Here is a 23,495-nt window from a genome sequence, read left to right on the forward strand (position 1 = left end):
GTCAGCTTGAAAGGATATAAGCTTCGTTCAATATTTGGGCAGCACATTCCGTGCAGCGATCATGATCCACGTAACAAGTACAAAAGGCATTGTTAAAGCTGGCAGTCCATAGGGGTTAAGCCATGTTCCAAGCCCTGCTGCAACAGGTACTGTAAGCATCGCAGCCACAATTCCCATCCAGATTCTCATCCCTTTCGCAGTATTGAAAACAACCGCGACCGCCAATATAGTCAATACAGCGTTAAACCCATAGAGACCTAGATTCAGCATATTAATTTCAGCGCCTAAGCCATAAGCTGTCAGCCACCCAATCGCCGTCCCTGCTATCGCACACAGTCCCAGCCTCCAACTGGCCCAACAAATGGCGATCAGAATCAATATTCCGGATGCCCAATATTCCACGAAATAGATTTGTCCAATTCCGTCTATCAACCCGTCGCTCCATTCAATGGTGCCTTCTTCAAAATTCGGATTCAAGCTGGTAATATCCTGCGGCTTCAATGCGGGACTTAATTTGACGAAATTGAGATGGAAAGAAGCGAGCAACCAAAGCCACGTATGTAAAATATAGGGCAAGGTTAGCGAAGGAAGCCCGGTATTTCGCAAAATATGCATGATAGCGGCTGTTACAAGCGCTGTAACGGCTGCTCCGATAATGGCGAATGCCCATTTCTGACTGCCTTCTAAATATAACGACAACGCCAAGCCAGTTAACACAGAATTATATCCAAATATCCCCTGGACAACTACAGTCTTATCCTTCGCGCCAACAAAACCAATCCACGTCCCTATTAAAGCGGATATCAGAGTGATGATGCCGAGTGAATAATTGGCGATGGTTATAGCCATAAGAATGATCAAGCCTGTGATCGCATTCTCAATCAATACGACTTGAGATATGCCTTTGAATACGGCCACAATGAATAACCATCGCTTATCTTCTATTTTTCCCTTATTCCTGCTCTTGCTGCTCTGCATGATTTATCCCTCTATTTCAGTGGAATGACTGTAATCATTTTATCCCCTGCCATAGTCTTACATACATGTTTAAACAATCTGCATGAAACGATACGATAATGCTCAAGCTACCTGTTAGCGCTCTAATGAGTGCTTCAATATACCAGGAGGCGATAAACAAATGGCAAAACCGGATAATCGAGCAGATAATGTTGAGCATTTACAGCAAAGTATTCAGAATACTGAGGAAAACCTTAATGAAGCTGAAGGTTATTTAAACGAATTTTCCTCGGAAATCAGCCGCGAGGAAATAAACCAAATCGAAGAAAAGAATGAACGCCGCAGAGCTAGTATCAGCGGCTTTCGTGAAGAAGTGAAGGACGAGGCAGAACATTCCGGGGAGTAGGTAGGCAATACAAACGGCGTTCCAACTCCAAAGCGGAGCAGGAACGCCGTTTCTGCGACATGTAATCCATTGGGATTGGACGTTATTGTTATGCAAGGAGTATTCTTATTAAGGATACGAAAATAAGGAGAGCATTTCATGCCATATATCGAATTTGGTACAGCTGCTTATCGCCGGACATTTTTTAGCATGCTGCTGGGAAGTACCGTTACATTTGCCATTTTGTATAGTCCACAGACGTTAATTCATACTTTTTCAAACCAATTTAACATACCCCCGTCTACTGCAAGCTTTACTATTTCTTTTGCTACGTTCGCATTAGCTGTCAGTATGCTGTTTGTTACTGTATTCTCTAATGCCTGGGGACGAAAACGAATCATGGGTGCTTCCTTACTGTCTGCATCCATATTAAACATTGCCATTGCTTTCAGTCCTCATTTTCAAACTCTCGTTTTTTTGAGGGTCCTACAAGGAATCGCTATGAGTGGATTTCCAGCTATCGCTATGACGTACTTAGGTGAAGAGATTTCTCCAAAGCATATAGGAAGGATTATGGGAATTTATGTAGGCGGTTCTGCTTTGGGTGCGTTTATTGGCAGACTAATTGTCAGTACTTTAACTGATTTCTTCTCATGGAAAATAGCAGTATTGGTATTAGGACTATTTTGTTTATTGTGCAGCTTATTATTTTTAGTTTATTTGCCAGAATCCCAAAACTTCAAAAAAATAAACTTTTCATTAACGAATTGGACGTCTGGCATTTCAAGCGGGCTAAAAAACAAACACTTATTTTATATTTATGGAATGGGCTTTCTATTACTCGGTGTCTATGTGGCCTTATTTAATTATATTAGCTTTCCATTATCGAAACCGCCGTACCATTTAAGCCAAACGTGGATTGGCTTTCTGTTTGTTTGTCAATTGGCAGGCTCATGGAGTTCATATTATTTCGGGATGCTTACAGAAAGATATTCACGTGCCATTTTAATGATTTGGGCTATTGTAATGGCTTTGATCGGTTCTTTAATGACACTATCCAGTAATATTTATATTCTCATTATTGGATTAATTTTATTTGCATCGGGATTCCTTGCCGGCCATAGCGTAGCAAGCGGCTGGATAGGAAGGATTTCGCCCCCTCGTTCAAAAGCATACGCTTCATCGTTATACTTATTGTTCTACTATACCGGCTCTAGTCTAATCGGCTGGTCTGGGGGGCTTTTTTTAAGCCATTCTGGTTGGGGTGGAGTTATTTGGATGGTTTGCGGTTTATTAATCTTGACTGGCTTCCTTGTCATTATGCTTAACCGCTCACTTCGATTATCACAGACTGACAAATGAATCTATTGATGAGTCAAACTTATCATTCCTCCAAATTTTTAAGGGCAGCCTCATGGGCTGTCCTTTTTTTATTACTTATTGACAGCTCTTCCAGCGCCCATTATAATGATCAATGAAATGAATATGATAATCATTCTCAGCTTCTAGTCCCGCTCCTTGCAGCTCGAGCAGTTGGCACACCATTGACGAGAATTGAATTATCGATAAAAATTAGCACGCGATGCTAAAGGGAGAGTCATCTTATGAAAAAGCTGTTTATTCCGTTATCTTTAGTTCTTGTACTTCTACTTAGCGCTTGCGGCGGCAACTCTACGAACATCGCCAACACTGCAGGCAACTCGTCTTCCCCTGCACCGACAGATTCGGCATCAGCATCCAACGATTCATCCGCCGAATCCGGTACGTTTATTTATCAATCCGAGGATGGGCCGGTTGAGGTTCCGAAAAACCCGCAGCGCGTCGTTGTTATTACAAGGTTTCTAACTGGCAACGTCATGTTGCTTGGTGTGCCTTTAGTCGGCGTGGATGAGATGTCCAAAACCAATCCGAAGTTCGAAGAGGAGCTGAAGGACGTTGAGACTGTTACAGACGAAAGTCTTGAGAAGATCATCGAGCTGCAGCCGGATCTTATTATCGGACTCTCGGACATCAAAAACATCGACAAATTCAAGAAAATCGCTCCAACGGTCACTTATACTTATGGAAAAGTCGATTACTTAACACAGCAATTGGAAATCGGAAAATTGCTGAACAAGGAGAAAGAAGCGCAAGCGTGGGTCGATGATTTCACTAAGCGTGTCACAGATGCCGGAGAAAAAATCAAAGCGAAGATCGGTGAAAATGCAACGGTATCGGTCATCGAGACCTTCAATAAGCAGCTTTATGTCTACGGCGATAACTTTGGCCGCGGCACCGAAATCCTCTATCAGGGATTTGGCCTTGCCATGCCGGAGAAAGTTAAGTCAGCTACACAGAAAGAAGGCTACTTTGCCGTGTCGTCGGAAGTTTTGAAGGACTACTTCGGCGATTACGTAATATTCAGCAAGAATGAAGATGAAGACAATTCATTCCAGAATACTGAAACGTACAAGAACATTCCCGCGGTCAAGAACAATCAAGTGTACGAGGCCAACGCGAAAGCATTCTACTTTAATGATCCGCTGAGCATGGAATACCAGTTGGAATTTTTCATTAAAAGCTTTCTTGGGGAGTAATCATTCTTAATACAGAGCATGGCGAAATTATCGCCATGCTCTTTTTTTATGTTCGAAGTTCAATAGATGGGAGATGTCATTATGGGGTGTCCTTTTTACTTGTTGTATATAGTTTCCCCCACTCCCCCATACTCTCCAATATAGGGATAAAGGATCTCCCTGCATGTGTAAGGGAGTATTCTACTTTTGGAGGCACTTCCTGATACACTTTCCTATGCAACATTTGATCTTTTTCTAATTCTCTCAGTTGATTGGTCAGTATTCCTTTTGATATGCCAGGCAACAATCTTTGCAGCTCACCAAATCTCCTTGTCTGCTTCAAATGCCAAAGAATAATAATTTTCCATTTCCCTGCAATGACATTTTGCGCTTCCGTAACAGGGCAAACCTCAATTTGCTCCTCGGGAATTTCTCCCTCGAATGAAGTTCGAGCCATATGCCATTCCCCTCCTTCCTTATGGTTCTATTTTTATGACTAGGTTATAAAAAAGTGACTACTTACAAAATTCTGACTAATGCAATAATATAGGACCATAGCTTGGAATACAAACCTTAGATATAAATTGGAGGAATTCATAATGAAAATCGGAGTCATTGGCGCAAACGGAAAAATTGGAAGTCTTATTATGAAAGAAGCTATGCATAGAGGATATGAAGTAACAGCAATCGTGAGGAATGCCTCAAAAATCATAGAATCAAATATTAACGTTCTTGAAAAAGATATTTTCAATCTTACTTCAGCAGATCTAAAATTATTTGACGTTGTTGTAAGTACCTTTAAAGCAGCCGATGGAGAAGAACATTTATATGTCGAATCTGGTAGAGCCCTGATTCAAGCACTGAAAGATGCCCCAAATACTAAATTAATCGTAGTGGGAGGAGCAGGAAGTCTCTTTGTGGATGAAGAAAAAACAATTAAACTGATGGACACGCCTGATTTCCCGAATTTTGTTTATCCTACTGCATCCAATGCCGCGAAACAACTTGGGGAATTACAACAAACAGATTCGATCACATGGACTTATATGAGCCCTGCTGGCTTTTTTGACCCCGAAGGGAAAAGAACTGGCTCCTATACGGTAGGCAAAGATCATGTCATCTTAAATAGTAAGGGTCAAAGCTATATTAGTTATGCTGACTACGCTGTCGCTGTACTTGATGAAATTGAAAAGCCGCAGCATGTTAATGAAAGGTTTACACTTGTTGGTGAAGCAGAATAAACGATTCGAAACGAAAGCAGAAATGAAATATGTTACGCAAATAAGGGCACCCTTTGGGGTGCCCTTATCATTCAGCAATTGAATATGGAGCAAAGACAGCATTTACATCTGCTGCTCCATCAACCAGCTTACATTTCTTTCAAAACGCCTTTTACAAGCTGAGTAAACTTAGTTCTGACCTGGCTAGCCACCTCAAGAACCTCATCATGATTCAGCGGTTGATCCAGAATGCCGCATGCCATATTGGTTAGGCAAGAAATACCGAGCACGCGAAGTTTCGCATGTGTCGCTACGATAGCTTCAGGAACCGTTGACATGCCTACAGCATCTGCACCCATTGTACGAATCATCCGAATTTCAGCAGGCGTTTCATAAGCAGGGCCCGTCCACCAAGCATATACCCCTTGCTGCAGGTCCGTTCCTTGTTCTTTGCCCACTTTAAGTGCAAGCTGTCTCAGCTCCGCATTATACACTTGGGACAAATCTGGGAATCGAGTTCCCAAGGCGTCATTATTACGGCCTATTAATGGATTGTTAGCCACTAAATTAATGTGATCCGTGATGAGCATTAGATCACCTGGTTTAAAGCTTGTATTAACAGCACCACAAGCATTTGTAATTAATACACTCTCAACTCCAAGTGCTTTCATTACGCGAACTGGAAAAGTAACCTCGTCCAACGTATATCCTTCATAGTAGTGAAAACGCCCTTTCATAGCGACGACGACTTTACCTTCTATCTCGCCAATAACCAATTCATTTGCGTGACCAACCGCCTCTGATTTGGCAAAATGAGGAATTTGGTTGTATGGAATAACTGTTGCGTTTTGAATTTCATCTGCTAGTCCGCCTAGACCTGAACCGAGAATCATGCCGACGGTAGGACGCAGTTTCGTTTTATCCAAAATAAATTCTGTTGCTTCCGAAATCTCATGTAGTTGATGCATATAAGAAATGCCTCCCTGATTTTTTTATAGGACTTTAAATACCCTAATATTATAGCGCACACACTATGTTAATAATAGTCTCTCAACACGACATGCATAATTGCCAAATAACATCGCATTCGTTGGTTAATCCAAGCAATCCACACTTAGGAGGATAAATTTTAAAACCCTAATGCAGGTGTTCCTATTCACCAACTCTCGCTATAGGCATATATGTGTAAGATCGTTGCATTAACTAATTAGCGGGAGGCAATATATATGCCCAATTTGTATGGTCAAAATCAGCGTCAGCAATCGCCTTACCAGCTGCCGAATCAAGCTGGCAATGCTGATAATCCAATCGGACGCTATTACATGGTTTTTCATTGGAACCGATTGGACTGGAACTTTCCAGACCTCAACATGAAACAAGATTTTGAAACGAACCAATATTGGAAGAAGGCAATGCCTGCCGGAGTAAAAGTAGACCAGCAAGGCCATTATTATGTCTCGGTGCCACGCTGGTCCGAGGGCATTCCTTCGACCATGAATCGAATCGTTATGAAGGACGGGAAACCATTATTGGAGGCTTTCCCGAGCTGGGAATGGAATCAGGCAGGCGATGTAGATGTGCTTCAATCGGTTTTAGGCTATGAAATTGATGAGAATAACCGGATGTGGCTGCTGGACCAAGGAAAGATAGATTATGCCCCTTCCCCGGAAGGGTCGCAGAAGCTGATCGTCTGGGATTTGAACACCAACCGCTTGATCGACTCTATTGTTATTCCGGATGAGATCGCGCCATATCGGACCTCTTTTTTAAATGATGTGGTCGTGGATAATAAGAACGGTTTTGTCTATATGACCGATTCCGGCTGCGGCTCGCCGGATCACCCGATTGCCGGCGGAATTATTGTGTACAACATGAGGACGAGAACACTCCGGCGGGTACTCGATCAGCATTACAGTACACAGGATTTCCCCGATTTTCAATTCGATATCGACACTAAGCCGGTATACAAAGATAAGCCGATTCGAATAGGAGCAGATGGCATCGCCTTATCCGCAGACCGCTCCATCTTGTATTATTGTGTGGTAACAGGGCGCAATCTCTACGCGGTGGATACTTCGTGGCTAAGAAATTTCAATATGCCGCAGGAGGAGATTAAGCGGGCTGTTCGGACCATCGGCAGCAAGCGCACGACAACCGATGGAATGCACGCGGATAATAAGGGCAATGTCTTTTACACGATGCTCGAAGGCAAAGGAGTTGGCTTCTATCGGCCACTGGACAATGCATTCCATGATTTTGTATCAGATGATTGGATGCTTTGGGTGGATGGGGTCGCCTTTGATCAGAAGGGATCTATTATCTTCAACAATAACCGGCTTCATGAGATGTTTGGGGGTTACGAGATCGATTGGAATTATCCTTACAATTTAATAATTTGGAAAGCATTTGTTGGGCAAGGCGTGAAGTCATATTTGTACGCAGACTCTTAGCCTTTGGGAGAAAGCCTCATCGATCATCATTCTCGCCAACTGGCCTATACAGGTACTTATCCAAGTCAATGAGATCATTCTCATCTGCAAAAACACCCTCATCACTTAAATAGGCTCTTTGCATGAAACGAGACTCATCGTCCTTAATAGCAATTTCTCCTTTGGCGTTGACGACCCTGTGCCACGGCAGTTCATATAATTTGCTCATCGAATGCAGAATCCTTACTACCTGCCTTGCGCCTCTAGGGCTTCCAGCCAGCTTAGCAATCTGCCCGTACGTCATGACATAACCTGCCGGTATATTTTTTATAATCGCAATTACCCTACTTGTGAATGGCTTCATTGGCTCAATAGTCCCTCCGTTCATGTTTTTTTGTTAATTGAACAAAGAAACCTCCCTGTTAGAATAGTGGATCGAATTTCAATTGGCAACAACTGTCGCCTTTCCATCAATTATCATTCTTGCTGCTGGCATAAAAAATGCACCCCCTAGAATCTCATGGAGAACTGAAAGGTTTATTCCAATGTGTATTCAAGGGGGCGCACTTCGTTATTTATAAAAGAGTATTTTTTAAGCAGCTGTAATTACTGCCGCTTTCTCTACATGCCTTGAAGGCTTGATGGATGAGCTAAGCAATACCAAGATTCCGACGATGGCAATCGAAAGCAATACGCCGGTCGAGCCGCTGAAGCTGAGACCCTTGCCAAAGTAAAAAATATCTTTCAGACTGTCAACCATGAATCGCATCGGCAGCCAGGAGTATACATAGTCACGATAGAACGACGACAGAAATTCGGGTGCCAAGCTCAGCAGAGGAGCACCGAAAAATAAGAACAGGGCGAAGAAACCCATTCCGCTCAGACCCGTCCAAGACAATACGGCAGATATCATCATGAAGAAGCTGAAATAGCTGATTGCTAGAATCAATGCTGTTTGGTTGAAATGAGCAATGTTCATGCCCCATAAGTCTGCGAACCATGTTAACCCGTACCCGACAATGACGGAAATAATAACTCCCCATAACACATGCGCAACGTGAGACAATAGCTTTTGCTTAACCTTGAACAATTTTAGATTATTTTTAGAGATAAGCATAATGACTGCTCCGATCATAGAACCAATCCATATCGGCTGAAACAAGGAGACAGGAGCATTGCCATTACCGCTGCTAGTGCCAACCGAATTAAGCGTCGTAACCTCTTTGTTGATTGGCGAAACAAGCATGGCAGCCTGCTTCAAATTAATGGAGCCTCCCTGCTGCTCCAAGGAGGTCATCAACTGGGCGCGCATTTGGGTGTTCAAGCCATCTATCATACCGCTCAACAGCTGTGAAGCTGCATTGGCTGCTGCCATATTCGCACCCTGGCTAATGTAGATCTGCACCTTCGGTGATTCAGGGTCTGCCGTCTGAAGTGTAGCTTGATTGATGCTGAAATGATTAGGTATTACAACTGCAGCGTAGTACTTCTTCTCGTTCAGCCCTTGCGTAGCAGCTTCTATGCTGTCTACTTGTACCCATTTAACAGCCGGTTCTCCACCTTTGGCCTGCGCAGACAAAGCCGTCTGCATTCCCTCAAGCAGCTTCTCTCCGCCATTCATATGGTCTTGACCAGGAACATCCATCCCTTCGTCTTCATTCACCACAGCTATAGGCAAGTTCTCTGGATGTGGATTAATCGAGGGAATGATTGTAAGACTAAAGATAAAAACAACAACAGTAACAATTATAGGAAGCAAAGCAACCAGCTTCTGTTTCAATATGGACATTGTATAGCTCTCCTTTTTCTAATCAGTTAATTGATTGATCGTTCGTTCAATTAAAGGACAAAAAAACGTTATTCGGAGAAGGCCGCATTATGGCTTTCTCCATAATTCAAAGGTGTAATCTACAATTTGCTCTAGGTAAGTCTCCGTATCTTCCTCCCACTGTATTTTCACAATACCAAGCTCTGTTATTAAAATTTGCATAATCATCGCAATAAATTGTCTGGTTGCCATAATATAATTTAAAGTCCTGATTTCTCCCTTTTGTTCTCTTCTTCTCAAGAACTGGGCAAATAATTCGGTTTGTTTCTTAATCATGTCCGAGAACTCTTCCTGCTGCTCCAGATCAAGCAAATCGCTGACACGAACCATAATTCGCAAAATATCTATATCCGCCATAAATACTTCATAGAACCGTCTGCTAAACGTTAGCAAAGCATCTCTCAGCTTAAGTTCTTCAATGGATTGAGTTGCAATTTGAAGCTCATACTTGCGACGCACCATGCTCTCCTGCAAAAGAACAGATAAAATTTCTCGTTTTCCGCCAGGAAAATAATGATACAGAATGCCGTCGCCTTTGCCTATTTGTTTATTTATTTCTCGTACTGGCGTACCGTCATAGCCTCTTTCTGCAAACAGTGTCTTTGCTGCCTCCAGCAGCTTCTCTCGCGTCTCCGTAGCTTGTTCTTTCCTTGTCGTACGCTCCAACTTAACATCCTCCTTGCCCATTGATTAAACGTTTGTTCAACCAATTATAGAGTCCATTACATTCATTGTCAATTTAGAAACAAGCCTAACCTTGACCTGTTTACAAAACAATCTTCATTTTTTGAACGAGCTCAGACATGGTCTGATTTCTTAAATGTTGTTCCATCTTTTCTTCTGCCGATAATACCACCACCTGAATAGGGCATTCCGGTCCATGATCCAAGCTGCAATCGAACAAAGAAGCCGTTCCTTCGATGGCGTGAATAATATCAAGGAATGAAATTTGTTCCCAATTCCGTTTTAGCCTATACCCGCCATTGGCACCTGAAGCCGATTCAATCATTCCCGCTTTAACAAGCTTCGTTAATATTTTGGACAAATAGGTAGGGGAAACGTCTTGACGCTCCGCCAGCTGCTGTACACTGACAGGTTTATCTGGAGTAGCCGCCGCAAGAAAGAGCATGGTGTGAAGAGCATAATTCGTAGCCTTCGAATATTTCATCCTACATCATCTTCCTCAATACAAGATTTTATATATCCATAATAGATTTTATATAGAAGCTTCGTCAAGTATCATGCTCTTCTTAATTCTACCCTAATTATGTATTTGTTCTGTCAGCAACAGTATTCTTGTCACTCTGATAGCGAACTTGACATTATACCCCCCTGGGTATATGATTGGTTTACAAATGGATAACGGGACATCGTTGTTCAATTGTTAGCAGTACGTATTTTATTGAAGCAAGAAAATTTTTTTGCGAATAATATACCCCATGGGGTATTATAAAAAATTTGGAGGAGAGCATAAATGTCTGAAAAGAAAAAAACAACCATTGTATTATTTAGCGGTGACTATGATAAGGCAATGGCAGCTTATATTATTGCAAACGGGGCAGCGGCTTATGATCATGAGGTTATCATCTTCCATACATTCTGGGGGCTAAATGCTTTACGTAAGGATGAGCCATTGACCTTGAATAAGGGATTCCTAGAAAAAATGTTTGCGAAAATGATGCCTAAAGGTGCCGATAAAATGGGATTATCCAATATGAACTTCGCTGGAATGGGCCCCAAAATGATTAAGCATGTTATGAAAAAGCATAATGCGATGACTCTTCCTCAATTAATTGAGATGGCACAGGAACAAGAGGTGAAGCTAATCGCCTGCACAATGACAATGGATTTATTAGGTTTGCAGCAAGCAGAACTACTAGATGGAATTGAATATGCAGGTGTGGCAGCTTATCTGGCAGATGCCGAGAACGGTAATGTTAACTTATTTATCTAAGTAAAGGAGGGATTACATGGGCGGCAGGCTTGAATGTAATGGGCCCAAAGTGTAAATTTTTTTGCCCATTCCCATACCCCGTTGGGTATATAAATAATAGGAGGGAAATACATGATTAAATCAAATTCAGTACTAGATGCAAAGGGCTTGGCATGTCCAATGCCCATTGTAAAAACAAAAAAAGCGATGAGCAGCTTAGAAGCAGGAGCCGTGTTGGAAATCCAAGCGACAGATAAAGGGTCAACTGCTGACTTGAAGGCTTGGGCTGAAAGTACGGGGCAACAATATTTAGGCACCGTTGAAGAAGGATCGGTTTTGAAACATTACTTGAGGAAATCAAGCGGAGAAGAACAAATAGAAAAGAAACATAAACATGTTATTTCAAATAATGAGCTTATTGCGCAATTAGAAACGAACAAAAATACGATTGTGCTTGATGTCCGCGAATCAGCTGAGTATGCCTTTCATCATATTCCTAATGCTAAATCGCTTCCTTTAGAAGAACTGGAAGATCGTCTAAGTGAAATGAACCAGGATGATGAAATATATGTCATATGCCGCACAGGCAGCCGAAGCGACTTAGCAGCGCAGAAACTAACGTCGGCAGGCTTCAAGCAAGTAATCAATGTTATTCCTGGGATGAGTAAATGGGAAGGCGCTGTAGAGTCCACATTATGAGGAGGAAAACTTGTGTCAGTAAATGAAATGACAGCTAAAGAGGTTGCGAGAAAAGTTATTCATAAAGATGAACTGTTTATTTTGGATGTGCGGAATGAAAGTGATTTTAACGATTGGAAGATAGAAGGGGAGAACATTGCAGTTATGAATACCCCTTACTTTGATTTACTTGATGGTGTAGAGGAAATCTTGGACAAAATTCCAGCTGATAAAGAAGTATTAGTCGTTTGTGCGAAAGAAGGCTCATCCCTTCTAATTGCTGAAATGTTGTCAGATGCCGGGCGTTCGGTGTCCTATTTAAAGGGCGGAATGAAAGCATGGAGCGAGCATTTAGAACCCGTTAAAATCGGAGATTTGAGTAATGGCGGCGTTATTTATCAGTTTGTACGTCTGGGCAAAGGATGTTTATCTTACATGGTCGTTTCCGATGGTGAGGCAGCCATTATCGACTCTACAAGAATGACCGATGTTTATCTCGAATTTGCGGATCATATCGATGCCACAATCACTCATGTTCTAGACACACATTTGCATGCGGATCACATTTCAGGCGGCAGACAAATTGCAAAAAAAACGAATGCGGCCTATTGGTTGCCTCCTAAGGATGCAGCAGAAGTTCAATTTGAGTACCAGCCATTAGAAGACGGGAATGTTGTGACAATCGGGAATACAGCTATAGCTATTCATGCTTTATATTCTCCTGGCCATACCATTGGTTCTACATCATTTGTTATCGATGAGAAGTATTTGCTCTCTGGAGACATTTTATTCATTGATTCCATAGGCAGACCTGACCTTGCTGGATTAGCGGAGGACTGGGTGGGAGATTTAAGAGAAACGCTTTATAGTCGTTACAGACAATTATCAGATGAATTAATTGTATTGCCTTCTCACTTTATGATTATTGAAGAATTGAATGACAATGGCAGTGTTGCTAGGAAGTTAGGTACGTTACTTGCGGAAAATCACGGCTTAAACATGACAGATGAGAAAGAGTTTAGAGCAATGGTTACAGGAAATTTACCTCCGCAGCCACATGCATACCAAGAAATCCGTGAAACAAATATGGGAAAAATCACTCCAGATAATGAAAAACAACGGGAGATGGAAATCGGGCCTAATCGTTGTGCCGTTCGTTAATAGCAGCACAGCTATACTAATAACGCTATAAATAGAGGAGAAATGAAGATGAATGCACATAAAGTATTAGACGCGCAGGGACTAGCTTGTCCAATGCCGATTGTAAAAACAAAGAAAGCAATGAATGAACTGCAAACGGGTCAAGTGCTAGAAATACATGCAACTGATAAAGGAGCTAAGGCAGACTTAGCTGCTTGGTCGAAATCGGGAGGACATGAATGGTTACAATCTACCGAAGAGAATGGCGTATTTAAGTTTTGGATTAAAAAAGGCTGATAAAGAAAAGGGAGCCCGCGTGGTTCCCTTCTTTATATGAAGGAGAATTATTATGGACTTTACATTTATCATTACCATCTTCTTAATCGGATTTATTGGTTCATATATTTCTGGAATGCTCGGTATAGGTGGATCTATTATTAAGTACCCCATGCTTTTATATATACCGCCCCTATTCGGGCTGGTCGCATTCAGCTCGCACCAAGTGTCTGGGATAAGTGCTGTCCAAGTGTTATTTGCTTCGATTGCCGGTGTCTGGGCTTATCGCAAAGGCGGATATTTAAATAAATCAGTCATTATATATATGGGTGGCGCGGTGTTAATCGGCAGCGTGATAGGAAGCTTTGGATCACAGTCCATGTCTGAAAACGGTATTAATATTGTCTATGGCGTACTGGCCTTAATAGCAGCAGTCATGATGTTTATTCCGAAGAGAGGGTTAGATGATACTCCATTAGATAAGGTAACCTTTAACAAGTGGCTTGCTGCGATTTTAGCTTTCATCGTAGGACTGGGTTCAGGTGTCGTTGGTGCTGCAGGGGGCTTCCTATTAGTGCCGATTATGCTCGTTGTCTTAAAAATTCCAACAAGGGTCACAATCGCATCTTCCCTTGCGATCACCTTTATCTCATCAATTGGAGCAACTGTGGGAAAAATAACGACAGGCCAAGTTGATTATTACCCCGCCTTAATCATGGTAGCTGCCAGCATAATCGCATCTCCTCTGGGAGCAATAGCCGGCAAAAAAATGAACACAAAGATTCTTCAAATCATTTTGGCACTTCTTATTTTAGCTACAGCCATAAAGATTTGGATCGGTATTTTAGATTAAGATTTGTTTTATGCAGTACTACTAGAGCTGTCAAAAGGTAATAAATCCTTGAGTTACCCTTCATGGTTTATCACTTTTTGGACAGCCCTTTCTATAAGGATTTCTTCATATGAGCTTATATCCACTATTTTTCTTGGTATATTGGTGATTTCTTGACGCTTCGGCGTAATTTCGGAAGGCTCAACAATAAGAGTCCCGCCACAAAAATGAGTGTACCGCTAATAATATAGATAGTAATAGGGTCTTTGAAAAATATATATGACCACAATATCGTGAAAAGGACGGTACAGTTGCCAACAATCGCAACGACTGCGAAGGGCACCCGCTTGATGGCTTCTGCGAACCAGAAAAAGCTGAGTCCTGTAATTACGCCAAGCAGCACCAAAGCTCCCCATGCCCATGCCGTTATCGGGCCAATAAATCCGTGAGACTGAACCGGTATCGGAACAGTGACGATTAATGTACTCAATAAGAAAACAGATAAGTTCATATTACCGTTGTCCATTGTCTCCAGCAGCTTACGCTGGCTTAATACATGTACGGCAGCGCCGATACCTGCAAGTGTGAACAGCAGCGTCGTTAAACCACTTCCATGCACCAGCTCATCAAGCGGTGTGCCGTTCCAGCCGACAATGATGACGCCAGCAACGCAAAACGCAGCGGAAATCCATCCGCGCGTCGATATTTTCTCCTTGAATAACAATGCCGCTGCAAATAAAAGGACGACCGTCTGAACAGGCTGAACGAGAATATTACCGTAGGAATATCCGATTTTTATAGCTATATTTTCAAACATATAATTAACTGCTTTCCCTATTGCGCCTAGCCAGATCCATTTCATCCCAAAGCGGAGCTGGATCTTGCCATCCCGAATAAACAGATAAATGCCAAGACAAATGACGCCGAAAAAAAAGCGTGCGAACGAAATAATGGCGCTGTCCACCATCGTCGACGCCGCTTTGACGAGAACCCCAACAAAGCTCCATGCCAATGTCGCCAGAAGGAGCAGAATATAACTCAAGCAGGTGCACCTTCTTCGCTAATATAATAAAGAGGCTGCCCCTTTAAACAACTACAACATCGGGGCAACCTCTTATGAAATCCATTACTTGCTTAGTTGCTCGCGCCATTTGTATTTCGGCTCCCAGCCGAGTAATTTCATTGCTTTCTCGCTATTGAGCAACGCTTCATGTCCTTCAAGCGGTGCACGGAAGTCAGTCACTTCTGGATAACGCGCGGCCATTAGCTCACGGCTTGGAACAGCCATGCTCGTCTCATTCGATCCGAGATTAAGCGCAACAGAGCCTAGTCCTTCTGCTTCAATGGCAAGACGGCAAGCTTCTGCAACATCACGGGTATCGATGTAGCTCCACAGAATCCGTTCACGCTCTTCTGGGTTATTAATCCACGATGGGAACCGTTCATACCATTCCGGTGGAATAACGTTGCCAAGACGAAGCGATACAACCTGAATGCCGGATCTGCGGTAGAACATATCAGCAGTTAACTCGCCTACCACTTTGGACAAACCGTAGCTGTCCTGCGGCAATTGCGGATGTGCTTCATCCATTGGCACATATTGCGGACCGAACGGATGAACCGCGAAGCAAATACCGTACGAAGATTCACTTGAGGCGACAACTGCTTTTTTGATCCCGAGCCCTGAAGCCGCTTCCAAAACGTTGTATGTAGACATAACGTTATTGCGGTAAGTCACTTCAGGCGGTACCATACCCGCCCGTGGAATTGCTGCCATATGAACGACTGCATCCGCCCCGGCTAACGCGCCATAGGTTTGGCCCAAATCTTCAAGATTCACGATGAGCGTCGGGCATATTTGCTCCTCCGGTTGGCGCGTATCTACGTTCAGAACCTCATAGCCATGTTCAACCAAATGCTTGACAACCCATTTGCCCAGCATACCGCTTCCACCAGTTACAACTACTTTCTTAACTTTATTAGTCATTTAATCTTCCCCTCCCATTATAGATTTAGATTAGCAGACTTTGTTTAATCGGTAAACAATCATTTGATCCATCATAACTTTTGTGTGCTGTGTATTCGTCAAATCACTGCTATTCGAATGGAAATGGGAAGAACCGCTTCTTTTTCAGAAGCGGTTCTTTGTTTGAGGGAAGATCTGGTTGCAGCCAAGCTGGCGTCTTCCTATGCTTTACTAGCTACTTTTCGGTTCAAGGGTATTTGGGATCCTTCTGCTTCCTCGGCCTGATCTGCACGTTTAATGAAGAATGAAAGCAGCAGACCAACAATTCCAATTCCAATAATGACAAGATACGCATCATTAATACCTTGAATAGACGCTTCCATTAACATATGTTCCTTGGACAAATTGCCTGAGCCGCCTGCGGCGGCCATATCCAGAAGATGGGCTTTGGTACGGTTCGCCATAACTGTGACAAGCAGAGAGGTACCTATTGCACCAGCCACCTGCTTGATGGTGTTGGAAATGGCTGTACCATGCGCATTAAGTCTTGCAGGCAATTGATTTAGACCCGCCGTAGTGATTGGCATCAGGAACATAGCCATCCCGAAGCGTCGTCCTGTGGACATCAGTACTAAATACGTATAACTAGTGGAGTCTGTCAGATTAACGAAGCCGATTGTTGTTAAGATCGTAATAGCCATTCCGATGATGGATAGCCACTTCGCTCCAAACCGATCGAACAGCTTTCCTGTCACCGGCATCATTAATCCCATCAGAAGCGCACCAGGGAGCATCAGCAATCCGGACTCCAGAGCTGTGTATCCGCGTGCACTCTGCAAATATAGTGGAAGCAGCATCATATCTGCATACATGACCATTGTTACAGCAATATTAATAACAGTGGTCAAAGAGAACATGTTGTATTTGAACACTCTCAAATCAAGGAGCGGACTCTTCGTGACCAGCTGTCTCCATGTAAACAAAATCAAGGCTACCACACCTGCAATAAGAGGTAGAACCACTTCCGCGCTTGACCACCCTTTGCTTCCAGCACTGCTGAAGCCGTAAAGAACGGTACCAAATCCGATAGTTGAGAGAACGACACCCCAAATATCAATTTTAGGATAGGATCGTTCAGCCACATTTTTCAGAAAAATAAAGGCAACCGCAATAACGATCACAACAAGCGGAATCATTCCATAAAACATCGTACGCCAGGAAAAATGCTCTATAATATAACCGGCTATTGTAGGCCCGATTGCAGGAGCAAAAATAATAGCGAAACCAACCATTCCCATTGCGGCTCCTCGCTTATTAGGCGGGAACACAGTTAGAATGACATTCATTAACAGCGGCATGATAATACCGGCACCAGCAGCTTGAATTAAGCGGCCAGCTAGCAAAACGTCGAAGTTAGGCGCTACTGCCGAAACAATCGTTCCACCAAGAAAAATAACCATGGAAGCTTGAAAAAGCTCACGAGTCGTAAATCGCTGCATTAGAAATGCAGTGATTGGAATAAGAACCCCGTTAACCAACATGTATCCAGTTGTTAGCCATTGAGCGGTAGAAGCCTCAATGCTAAAGTCGACCATTAACTCCGGCAGCGCGACGCTCATAATGGTCTGATTCAAAACAGCGATGAACGCCCCCAGAATCATGACAAACAACAAGGGACCTTTCTTAATGGAACTGCTGTCAAAAGCTAAATTTGTACTCATCTTGCTCAATCTCCTTCACATTCATCCTGAACTTAATAAACACTTTGTAGTATAATAAGCTCAATGTAAAAGATTATAATTTATTTCTCTTGTATTTCACAAACAACAGATTTCAGAAAAGTGTTTATTAGTTTACATTTGAGAGAGATCTGTCGTCTACAGCCCAAAAAAACTACAAAACAAGATGCAATTGTCGCATAAATTTTTTTAGAGAGAGGAAATGAGCGCCAATGTCAGCCCTAGCACCGCGCACAGACCCGCGTGTACTTCGCACGCGCCAATTGATTCGAGATGCATTTATCGATTTGATTCAGGAGATTGAACTTGAGAAAATAACCGTGAATCGCCTTGCGGAACGTGCCACCATTAATCGTGTTACCTTCTATCTTCATTACCGGGATATTCCGGAAATGCTTGAGAAGATGGCGGATGACATGATTAATGAAATCCAGGCGATCCTTAGCGGTGTTCGGAATCAGGCTCCTTCCAAAGATATGGATTGGTCCATATTGGTCAAAATATTAGAGCATATCGCAGAAAATTCAAAGTTCTACACGGTGCTGCTCGCTTCACAACGCGTACCGGTCTTCACCGATCGGCTGATGAATCTGATCATTGATATTATTACTAGCAGAAGCGAGAACCGAGACGATTCCTCACCTTCTCCAGCTGTAAACGTTCCGAAAGATATTGCAATCTGGTATGGCTCCTCCGCCTTCATCGGTACAATTGTTTGCTGGCTTCGCAATGATATGCCCTACACACCGCTTTTTCTCGCCAAGCAGCTTTCTCTGCTGTTCCGTTTACATCACAATACGAACGAGCTTATAGACACGGAATGATTGGGTCAAAAATAGAAATAAGCTCTCAGACGAGTCCATTCGCCTGGGAGCTTATCTATGTTAAGAGTTTGGGCTTTGTTAAATAACGTTAATTGACGTTTAAATCGGCAGTCTTGATTTTTTTATCTTGAGAAGCATGTAGCTTTACCATTGCAAATCGTGCAATAGGTTGGATCACTATGCTCTCAGCGGCGAGTACAATTATGAAATTTCTTGGCCAATTCGTTACCCAGTTGCTAAAGATTTCGGAACTAAACCCCTCTGCTACAGCATTACCAATAAGTGTCATGCAGGCTGACATTCCTATGACAGTAAATAAAATTCGGAATAAAATTTGGGCATTAAAGCTATCCGTTGGCTTTGTAAATTTATGAGCCAATTTTTCTGCAATTCGACCAATAACAACTGCCTCGAGTATTATGGCAATAACTACCATAATCGGAAACATCTTAAGAATCGATATCGCAACGTCTCCATTGAAGTTCTTAACGGCTAGAATCGTACTTAATGATGTCATGAACAGAGCTGTCAGTGCACAGATGATTAAACCGTACAACGCGCCCTCCTTACCGTTTCTTGGCAATCTTGTTTCTAGATTCATTTTTTTCTTCCTTTCAAAAATATGATTTTATACCTTAGCAACTTGCTGCATTAATACATCTTCATTAGATTCGGCAATAATTGGCCGGTCGTTTTTAAAGGTTCTATCGATTTTTGTGTTAAACAAAGCAGCATCGCACCCTCAATCGAGGCGGTCATCAATAATGCAATAGCGGAAGCTGATTCATTCGAAAAGCCGTCCGTTACAAGTTTAGTACAGTAAATGTGTTGAATGTTCTCATATAGTGCACTGCATGCCTTGCGGACAGGCTCACTCACCGTTGCCATTTCACTTACAATGCTGCTGAATGTATATCCGGTAATGGTACCGTCTGTCTCCAAGTTGTGAATTAACTTATCAATCATGGCTTGTGTGGCTTCCTTAGTTGATTGATGCCCACTAAAAATAGCCTCGATATCCGTCGTAATAGTTTCGTTTAAGGCGTGTAAACAAGCGATTAACAGCTCTTCTTTACCATTCGGAAAATGATGATAGAGCGCTCCTTTTGTAATGCTACAAGCTTTTAAGAGTTCATTCAGCCCGACACTTTTGTAGCCTTTTTGCTGAAAGAGGATTGTAGCCGTCTCAATCATTAGCGATTTTGTATCCAATTCTGATCTTTCCCTCCCAACATACCAACCGGTCTGTTTGTTAGTATAACAGAATTTTATCCAACGGTGTAAGTGCTTTTTTTCTCTTATATAAATTAGTTTCAAATTTGGATATTATCCAGTAAAACTAAACCAAAGATGAACAAAAATTGTATTCAGAATTCCTTCGTACGAAGATTGAATCCCTTAACAATAATCCAAATGGGAAACACGATTTCGAATATTGCTCCTGGAACATACAGAATGGATCCGATTTCTTGGCCGAGGATCGACAGACAACCACTCGCCAACAATGCCGCATACCCGATAAAACCGATGGCTGACAAAAATCGTGGAACCAGCCTCGATCGATAGAGGACATTACAAAGCAACAAGCTGCCCAAGCTCAGCACGATCATTGCCATTTGAAAGAGTACAGAATGCGCTTCTAACAATAAATTTCCTATCGTTTCAAAGTATGGGGCCTTGGCAGAGCCTACGGAAATGTATTTTTTGCTCAGCTCGATAAGTACAAGCGGACCGATTGCACTTAGGATAAGTAGTGCAGACTCCAGGATCCGGGATCCGAAATACCCCAGCGCAAACATTTCGTTATGCTTCTTTAAGATGGGGTACAGAAGCATGGCAATCCCCACCACCGCCATGGCGTTTATCAACTCCAAAAACGATCCCGAAGCCACGGTTGTTCGGTCCATATACAGATAGGATAGAAAATCCAAGCGATTTAGAACCGGAATCAGAAGTCCGTTGCCTATCATGTAAGTACCCGTCGACACCAGAAACAATGCCCCTGCCACTCTTGCAATCTTATTCATAATTATCTCCTCTCGACTAATTTATAAGCAGTATAGCTCAAAGAGGAGTGGGGCCTGTAGACACTTTAGTGTGGTTTACGGGTGTTCGAGAACAAATTCAACTCACCGGCACGGGCAATCGCTTCCGTGCGTCTTTGCACCTGAAGTTTTTCGAAAATCCTGCGATTGTGCCCTTTGACCGTGTCCAATGCCAAAAAGAGTTTCTCACCGATTTCCTTGTTCGAGAGCCCTTTAGCGATGAGCTCGAGCACTTCGATTTCTCGCTGGCTGAGCGGCTCGATCAGGTTGCTCTTGATCCCGTTTTTGCGTACACGCTCCAGACCAAGCTGCGCTTCACGGAGAGCTGTAAGCGGCAGATCACCGCCCAGACGCAGTGCCTCTTGGAAACATTCTGCCGCCGAACTGGTCCGATTCTCAGCTTCCTCTATTTGACCCAGTCCAATCATGGCCATTACAGCCATCAGTTGATGACCCATCATTAGGCTATTCGATACGACTTCGTTATAGGCCTCACTAGCAGCGGAATGAACTCCGCGCCGCTGGCAAGCGACGCCCAGCATCCAAGCAGCTGCCGTCCGAACGGGGATATTATCCGGTCGCAGATACGAGAGCGCACGGCGTGATTGGACTATAATATTCTCAATTCCTTGATTTCCGCGTATACATACATCACTTGTAGGTGCAATCAGTCCAACAAGTTCATCAGTCTTGTCGACCTGCCCCGTGTTTTGCATGGCTGCTTCGGCTGCCTGTAATTTTCGTTCAGCACCGTCAGGATTGCCGGTCAACACCAATGATGCCAATGTAGCCCGAGTTGCGGCAATCAATCCGATCAGATCCCTGACGCTGACGTCCTGTTCCGCATCTGCCAAGGCCACCTCTGCCGCTCGCAGCTTGTGTTCGACGCCTGTCAGCTTACCTGCAATCAGCAGGGCTGAACCATATATCACCCATAACGCGGGTCTGGCATCCAATTCCGCGGAAGGCAATGACTCCAGCCAGTTCAGTGAAATGCCTGCAGCCCCACGAAGATGCAGCGGCATCCCTTTGCCTTCCAGCAGACGTGCGGTGCGCTCGATGTCATGGGATTCCACGGCATGGCGAAACGCTTCGATTTCGAATCCATTGTTTTCATACCAGTTACTTGCTCGTTTATGCAATTCCTCGATATTGCTTCCGTCAGGACTTTCCCGCAGCCTTTTGCGGAGTAAATCAGCAAACAAATGGTGATAGCGATACCACCGTCGTTCATTATCCAAGGGCACGACGAATAAGTTCTTGCGTTCTAGATCCATTAAAGTTTTCTTACCGGAAACCGCGGGATCGAGCATAACGTCATCACAAAGAGACCCGCGCAGACGGTCGAGGATCGATGTCCGCAGCAAAAAGGTTTGAACGGCTTCGGGTTGCCGCTGCAGGACTTCTTCTACTAGATAATCTAGCACGAAATGATGGCTGCCGGTGAAAGACTGAATGAGCCGATCGGCGTCATGATCCCCCTGGATGGAGATCGCAGCCAATTGCAGACCCGCAACCCAGCCCTCCGTGCGTGATTCCAACGAGGCTATTATATCCATGGACAGGTTAAGGCCCATGATACGGTTCAAAAAATCTTCGGATTCGGAGAGAGTAAATCTCATATCGGCTGCTCGCAGCTCGGTCAATTGATCCCGAACTCGCAATCGAGCCAGCGGAATACTTGGGTCCTCGCGGGTCGTCATGACAAGGTGCATCTGAGCGGGAAGGTGGTCAAGCAGGAAGCACATGGCATCGTCGACCGGTTTCGAATTTGTCGCGTGATAATCGTCAAGAACAAGTATGAAAGGAGTCGAAATGGCCGCGATCTCATTAAGAAGAGCGGTCAGGATCGACTCGATCGGCGGCAGTTGGGGAGTTTGAAGCACAGCAAGTACGCCTTCTCCTATATTCTCCTCAAGTGTCTGTAGAGAGGAGATCATACAAGTTAAAAAGCGTGTAAGTTCGTTGTCCCCTTCTTCGAGCGACAGCCATGCGGCAGGCCACCCGCAGTCGGCGAGCCATTCACATACTAAAGTAGTTTTACCATAGCCCGCGGGTGCGGAGATAAGGGTAAGTTTGCGGTAAAAACCTTTGTTGAGCCTTTCGGTCAATCGCGGGCGGAGAACTGCTTTCGGCCGAGGCGTGGGGATATAAAGTTTGGTGATCATGATAGAGGCAGACATATATTCAACCATCCTTCCCGTTAGCTCGTCTCTTGACTTAAGTCAATGCACGAAAACACCCCTCTAGTTACAATATATTCATTACTTACACTTTGGGGGTGTTTCATGAGTATTCCAAGGATTGGGTTGTCGGATCAGTGAAGGTCTTGGTGGATTCTCTTCTTAATTCTACTTAGCGACTCCGGAGTAATCCCAAGATAACTGGCTAATTGATGTTGGGGTACCCGGTCGATGAGTGATAGGCGTTTCATGAGCAGTGTCCTGAAGCGCTCTTCAGGTGAAGAAGCGATAAAAGCAGCGAATTCCTCTTGGACCTGACTAAAGTTCTCCTCGATCATCCTGCGGGTCATCGTCTCCAATTGAGGGTGTTTGTTGTACATGTCTTTTTCCGTATCCAGGTCGCCAACGACCATTACCGAATCTTCGATGCACGTGAAGGTGTAATCGGAATGACAGCTTACACTGTCCCCATATGTCTATTGAAAAGAACAAAAGCCCAGACCGT

General features: G+C 43.5%; 25 protein-coding genes and 1 pseudogene. 11 read left to right on the forward strand and 15 right to left on the reverse strand.

Annotated elements, in window-relative coordinates:
• Positions 1-27: 27 nt before the first annotated feature.
• Positions 28-978 carry an urea transporter gene (locus CEF13_RS27915; RefSeq protein WP_102716014.1) on the reverse strand — a complete coding sequence of 317 codons (951 nt, stop codon included), beginning with the start codon at positions 976-978 and terminating at the stop codon, positions 28-30.
• Positions 979-1,138: 160 nt separating this feature from the next.
• Between CEF13_RS27915 and tlp the strand changes: the two genes are divergently transcribed.
• The 3 genes from tlp to CEF13_RS27930 all read left to right on the forward strand — a co-directional run bounded on the left by tlp (position 1,139) and on the right by CEF13_RS27930 (position 3,918).
• On the forward strand, positions 1,139-1,363 hold the full coding sequence (gene tlp, locus CEF13_RS27920; RefSeq protein WP_102716016.1) for a small acid-soluble spore protein Tlp: 225 nt from the start codon (positions 1,139-1,141) through the stop codon (positions 1,361-1,363).
• A 138-nt stretch (positions 1,364-1,501) separates the two neighbouring features.
• Positions 1,502-2,704, forward strand: a complete 1,203-nt coding sequence (locus CEF13_RS27925; protein WP_102716018.1) for an MFS transporter — start codon at positions 1,502-1,504, stop codon at positions 2,702-2,704.
• 242 nt (positions 2,705-2,946) lie between these two features.
• Positions 2,947-3,918: an iron-hydroxamate ABC transporter substrate-binding protein gene (locus CEF13_RS27930; RefSeq protein ID WP_102716020.1), complete on the forward strand. Its 972-nt coding sequence runs from the start codon at positions 2,947-2,949 to the stop codon at positions 3,916-3,918.
• A 79-nt stretch (positions 3,919-3,997) separates the two neighbouring features.
• Here the strand turns inward: CEF13_RS27930 and CEF13_RS27935 are convergent, their stop codons facing one another.
• The gene (locus CEF13_RS27935) at positions 3,998-4,354 is read right to left on the reverse strand and encodes a winged helix-turn-helix transcriptional regulator (RefSeq protein WP_102716022.1); all 357 of its coding nucleotides are present in this window, start codon (positions 4,352-4,354) and stop codon (positions 3,998-4,000) included.
• Between the two features lie 142 nt (positions 4,355-4,496).
• Between CEF13_RS27935 and CEF13_RS27940 the strand changes: the two genes are divergently transcribed.
• On the forward strand, positions 4,497-5,138 hold the full coding sequence (locus tag CEF13_RS27940; protein WP_102716024.1) for an NAD(P)-dependent oxidoreductase: 642 nt from the start codon (positions 4,497-4,499) through the stop codon (positions 5,136-5,138).
• Positions 5,139-5,266: 128 nt separating this feature from the next.
• Here the strand turns inward: CEF13_RS27940 and CEF13_RS27945 are convergent, their stop codons facing one another.
• Positions 5,267-6,085, reverse strand: a complete 819-nt coding sequence (locus tag CEF13_RS27945) for a purine-nucleoside phosphorylase (protein WP_102716026.1) — start codon at positions 6,083-6,085, stop codon at positions 5,267-5,269.
• A 258-nt stretch (positions 6,086-6,343) separates the two neighbouring features.
• Between CEF13_RS27945 and CEF13_RS27950 the strand changes: the two genes are divergently transcribed.
• The gene (locus CEF13_RS27950) at positions 6,344-7,567 is read left to right on the forward strand and encodes an L-dopachrome tautomerase-related protein (RefSeq protein WP_424991988.1); all 1,224 of its coding nucleotides are present in this window, start codon (positions 6,344-6,346) and stop codon (positions 7,565-7,567) included.
• Positions 7,568-7,583: 16 nt separating this feature from the next.
• Here CEF13_RS27950 and CEF13_RS27955 read toward each other — a convergent pair whose 3' ends face one another.
• The 4 genes from CEF13_RS27955 to CEF13_RS27970 form a co-directional block, all read right to left on the reverse strand.
• The gene (locus tag CEF13_RS27955) at positions 7,584-7,910 is read right to left on the reverse strand and encodes an MGMT family protein (protein ID WP_102716599.1); all 327 of its coding nucleotides are present in this window, start codon (positions 7,908-7,910) and stop codon (positions 7,584-7,586) included.
• Positions 7,911-8,138: 228 nt separating this feature from the next.
• Entirely contained in the window at positions 8,139-9,335 is a 1,197-nt protein-coding gene (locus tag CEF13_RS27960; RefSeq protein WP_208414727.1) for a YhgE/Pip domain-containing protein, read from the reverse strand.
• An 87-nt stretch (positions 9,336-9,422) separates the two neighbouring features.
• Entirely contained in the window at positions 9,423-10,040 is a 618-nt protein-coding gene (locus CEF13_RS27965; protein WP_166742929.1) for a TetR/AcrR family transcriptional regulator, read from the reverse strand.
• Positions 10,041-10,140: 100 nt separating this feature from the next.
• Complete coding sequence (locus tag CEF13_RS27970; protein WP_102716030.1) at positions 10,141-10,542, reverse strand: Rrf2 family transcriptional regulator; 402 nt, start codon at positions 10,540-10,542, stop codon at positions 10,141-10,143.
• 306 nt (positions 10,543-10,848) lie between these two features.
• Between CEF13_RS27970 and CEF13_RS27975 the strand changes: the two genes are divergently transcribed.
• From CEF13_RS27975 to CEF13_RS27995, 5 genes are all read left to right on the forward strand, one after another.
• The gene (locus CEF13_RS27975; protein ID WP_102716032.1) at positions 10,849-11,328 is read left to right on the forward strand and encodes a DsrE/DsrF/DrsH-like family protein; all 480 of its coding nucleotides are present in this window, start codon (positions 10,849-10,851) and stop codon (positions 11,326-11,328) included.
• Between the two features lie 111 nt (positions 11,329-11,439).
• Entirely contained in the window at positions 11,440-12,006 is a 567-nt protein-coding gene (locus CEF13_RS27980) for a sulfurtransferase TusA family protein (RefSeq protein WP_102716034.1), read from the forward strand.
• Positions 12,007-12,018: 12 nt separating this feature from the next.
• Positions 12,019-13,146: an MBL fold metallo-hydrolase gene (locus CEF13_RS27985; RefSeq protein ID WP_102716036.1), complete on the forward strand. Its 1,128-nt coding sequence runs from the start codon at positions 12,019-12,021 to the stop codon at positions 13,144-13,146.
• 48 nt (positions 13,147-13,194) lie between these two features.
• A complete protein-coding gene (locus tag CEF13_RS27990) occupies positions 13,195-13,422 on the forward strand; it encodes a sulfurtransferase TusA family protein (protein ID WP_102716038.1) in 228 nt (75 codons plus the stop codon).
• Between the two features lie 52 nt (positions 13,423-13,474).
• The gene (locus CEF13_RS27995) at positions 13,475-14,254 is read left to right on the forward strand and encodes a sulfite exporter TauE/SafE family protein (protein ID WP_102716040.1); all 780 of its coding nucleotides are present in this window, start codon (positions 13,475-13,477) and stop codon (positions 14,252-14,254) included.
• 124 nt (positions 14,255-14,378) lie between these two features.
• Here CEF13_RS27995 and CEF13_RS28000 read toward each other — a convergent pair whose 3' ends face one another.
• The 3 genes from CEF13_RS28000 to CEF13_RS28010 all read right to left on the reverse strand — a co-directional run bounded on the left by CEF13_RS28000 (position 14,379) and on the right by CEF13_RS28010 (position 17,920).
• Complete coding sequence (locus tag CEF13_RS28000) at positions 14,379-15,275, reverse strand: DMT family transporter (RefSeq protein ID WP_102716042.1); 897 nt, start codon at positions 15,273-15,275, stop codon at positions 14,379-14,381.
• Between the two features lie 84 nt (positions 15,276-15,359).
• On the reverse strand, positions 15,360-16,220 hold the full coding sequence (locus CEF13_RS28005; RefSeq protein ID WP_102716044.1) for an NAD-dependent epimerase/dehydratase family protein: 861 nt from the start codon (positions 16,218-16,220) through the stop codon (positions 15,360-15,362).
• 200 nt (positions 16,221-16,420) lie between these two features.
• Positions 16,421-17,920, reverse strand: a complete 1,500-nt coding sequence (locus CEF13_RS28010) for a DHA2 family efflux MFS transporter permease subunit (RefSeq protein WP_102716046.1) — start codon at positions 17,918-17,920, stop codon at positions 16,421-16,423.
• Between the two features lie 230 nt (positions 17,921-18,150).
• On the opposite strand from CEF13_RS28010, the gene CEF13_RS28015 reads away from it, so the two are divergent.
• The gene (locus CEF13_RS28015) at positions 18,151-18,762 is read left to right on the forward strand and encodes a TetR/AcrR family transcriptional regulator (RefSeq protein ID WP_102716047.1); all 612 of its coding nucleotides are present in this window, start codon (positions 18,151-18,153) and stop codon (positions 18,760-18,762) included.
• A gap of 88 nt (positions 18,763-18,850) precedes the next feature.
• Here CEF13_RS28015 and CEF13_RS28020 read toward each other — a convergent pair whose 3' ends face one another.
• From CEF13_RS28020 to CEF13_RS28040, 5 genes and pseudogenes are all read right to left on the reverse strand, one after another.
• Positions 18,851-19,363: a DUF2798 domain-containing protein gene (locus tag CEF13_RS28020; protein WP_102716048.1), complete on the reverse strand. Its 513-nt coding sequence runs from the start codon at positions 19,361-19,363 to the stop codon at positions 18,851-18,853.
• Between the two features lie 50 nt (positions 19,364-19,413).
• Positions 19,414-19,974 carry a TetR/AcrR family transcriptional regulator gene (locus CEF13_RS28025; RefSeq protein WP_102716049.1) on the reverse strand — a complete coding sequence of 187 codons (561 nt, stop codon included), beginning with the start codon at positions 19,972-19,974 and terminating at the stop codon, positions 19,414-19,416.
• 155 nt (positions 19,975-20,129) lie between these two features.
• Entirely contained in the window at positions 20,130-20,789 is a 660-nt protein-coding gene (locus tag CEF13_RS28030; protein WP_102716050.1) for a DUF4386 domain-containing protein, read from the reverse strand.
• Between the two features lie 65 nt (positions 20,790-20,854).
• Positions 20,855-22,990 carry a winged helix-turn-helix domain-containing protein gene (locus tag CEF13_RS28035; protein WP_102716051.1) on the reverse strand — a complete coding sequence of 712 codons (2,136 nt, stop codon included), beginning with the start codon at positions 22,988-22,990 and terminating at the stop codon, positions 20,855-20,857.
• 134 nt (positions 22,991-23,124) lie between these two features.
• Positions 23,125-23,439 (reverse strand): annotated as a pseudogene (locus CEF13_RS28040) (Crp/Fnr family transcriptional regulator); the annotation flags it as partial.
• Positions 23,440-23,495: the final 56 nt, after the last annotated feature.

It is taken from the genome of Paenibacillus castaneae (assembly GCF_002884445.1).
GTDB lineage: Bacteria > Bacillota > Bacilli > Paenibacillales > Paenibacillaceae > Pristimantibacillus > Pristimantibacillus castaneae.

What these genes read in the sequence shown, in the direction of transcription:
- CEF13_RS27950 (WP_424991988.1), top strand. Translation starts at nt 6,344, where the DNA reads ATGCCCAATTTGTATGGTCAAAATCAGCGTCAGCAATCGCCTTACCAG.
- CEF13_RS27935 (WP_102716022.1), bottom strand. Translation starts at nt 4,354, where the DNA reads ATGGCTCGAACTTCATTCGAGGGAGAAATTCCCGAGGAGCAAATTGAG.
- CEF13_RS27930 (WP_102716020.1), top strand. Translation starts at nt 2,947, where the DNA reads ATGAAAAAGCTGTTTATTCCGTTATCTTTAGTTCTTGTACTTCTACTT.
- CEF13_RS28005 (WP_102716044.1), bottom strand. Translation starts at nt 16,220, where the DNA reads ATGACTAATAAAGTTAAGAAAGTAGTTGTAACTGGTGGAAGCGGTATG.
- CEF13_RS28035 (WP_102716051.1), bottom strand. Translation starts at nt 22,990, where the DNA reads ATGTCTGCCTCTATCATGATCACCAAACTTTATATCCCCACGCCTCGG.
- CEF13_RS27915 (WP_102716014.1), bottom strand. Translation starts at nt 978, where the DNA reads ATGCAGAGCAGCAAGAGCAGGAATAAGGGAAAAATAGAAGATAAGCGA.
- CEF13_RS28020 (WP_102716048.1), bottom strand. Translation starts at nt 19,363, where the DNA reads ATGAATCTAGAAACAAGATTGCCAAGAAACGGTAAGGAGGGCGCGTTG.
- CEF13_RS27960 (WP_208414727.1), bottom strand. Translation starts at nt 9,335, where the DNA reads ATGTCCATATTGAAACAGAAGCTGGTTGCTTTGCTTCCTATAATTGTT.
- CEF13_RS27940 (WP_102716024.1), top strand. Translation starts at nt 4,497, where the DNA reads ATGAAAATCGGAGTCATTGGCGCAAACGGAAAAATTGGAAGTCTTATT.
- tlp (WP_102716016.1), top strand. Translation starts at nt 1,139, where the DNA reads ATGGCAAAACCGGATAATCGAGCAGATAATGTTGAGCATTTACAGCAA.
- CEF13_RS27945 (WP_102716026.1), bottom strand. Translation starts at nt 6,085, where the DNA reads ATGCATCAACTACATGAGATTTCGGAAGCAACAGAATTTATTTTGGAT.
- CEF13_RS27970 (WP_102716030.1), bottom strand. Translation starts at nt 10,542, where the DNA reads ATGAAATATTCGAAGGCTACGAATTATGCTCTTCACACCATGCTCTTT.
- CEF13_RS28030 (WP_102716050.1), bottom strand. Translation starts at nt 20,789, where the DNA reads ATGAATAAGATTGCAAGAGTGGCAGGGGCATTGTTTCTGGTGTCGACG.
- CEF13_RS27990 (WP_102716038.1), top strand. Translation starts at nt 13,195, where the DNA reads ATGAATGCACATAAAGTATTAGACGCGCAGGGACTAGCTTGTCCAATG.
- CEF13_RS28010 (WP_102716046.1), bottom strand. Translation starts at nt 17,920, where the DNA reads ATGAGTACAAATTTAGCTTTTGACAGCAGTTCCATTAAGAAAGGTCCC.
- CEF13_RS27980 (WP_102716034.1), top strand. Translation starts at nt 11,440, where the DNA reads ATGATTAAATCAAATTCAGTACTAGATGCAAAGGGCTTGGCATGTCCA.
- CEF13_RS27975 (WP_102716032.1), top strand. Translation starts at nt 10,849, where the DNA reads ATGTCTGAAAAGAAAAAAACAACCATTGTATTATTTAGCGGTGACTAT.
- CEF13_RS27995 (WP_102716040.1), top strand. Translation starts at nt 13,475, where the DNA reads ATGGACTTTACATTTATCATTACCATCTTCTTAATCGGATTTATTGGT.
- CEF13_RS27955 (WP_102716599.1), bottom strand. Translation starts at nt 7,910, where the DNA reads ATGAAGCCATTCACAAGTAGGGTAATTGCGATTATAAAAAATATACCG.
- CEF13_RS28015 (WP_102716047.1), top strand. Translation starts at nt 18,151, where the DNA reads ATGTCAGCCCTAGCACCGCGCACAGACCCGCGTGTACTTCGCACGCGC.
- CEF13_RS27925 (WP_102716018.1), top strand. Translation starts at nt 1,502, where the DNA reads ATGCCATATATCGAATTTGGTACAGCTGCTTATCGCCGGACATTTTTT.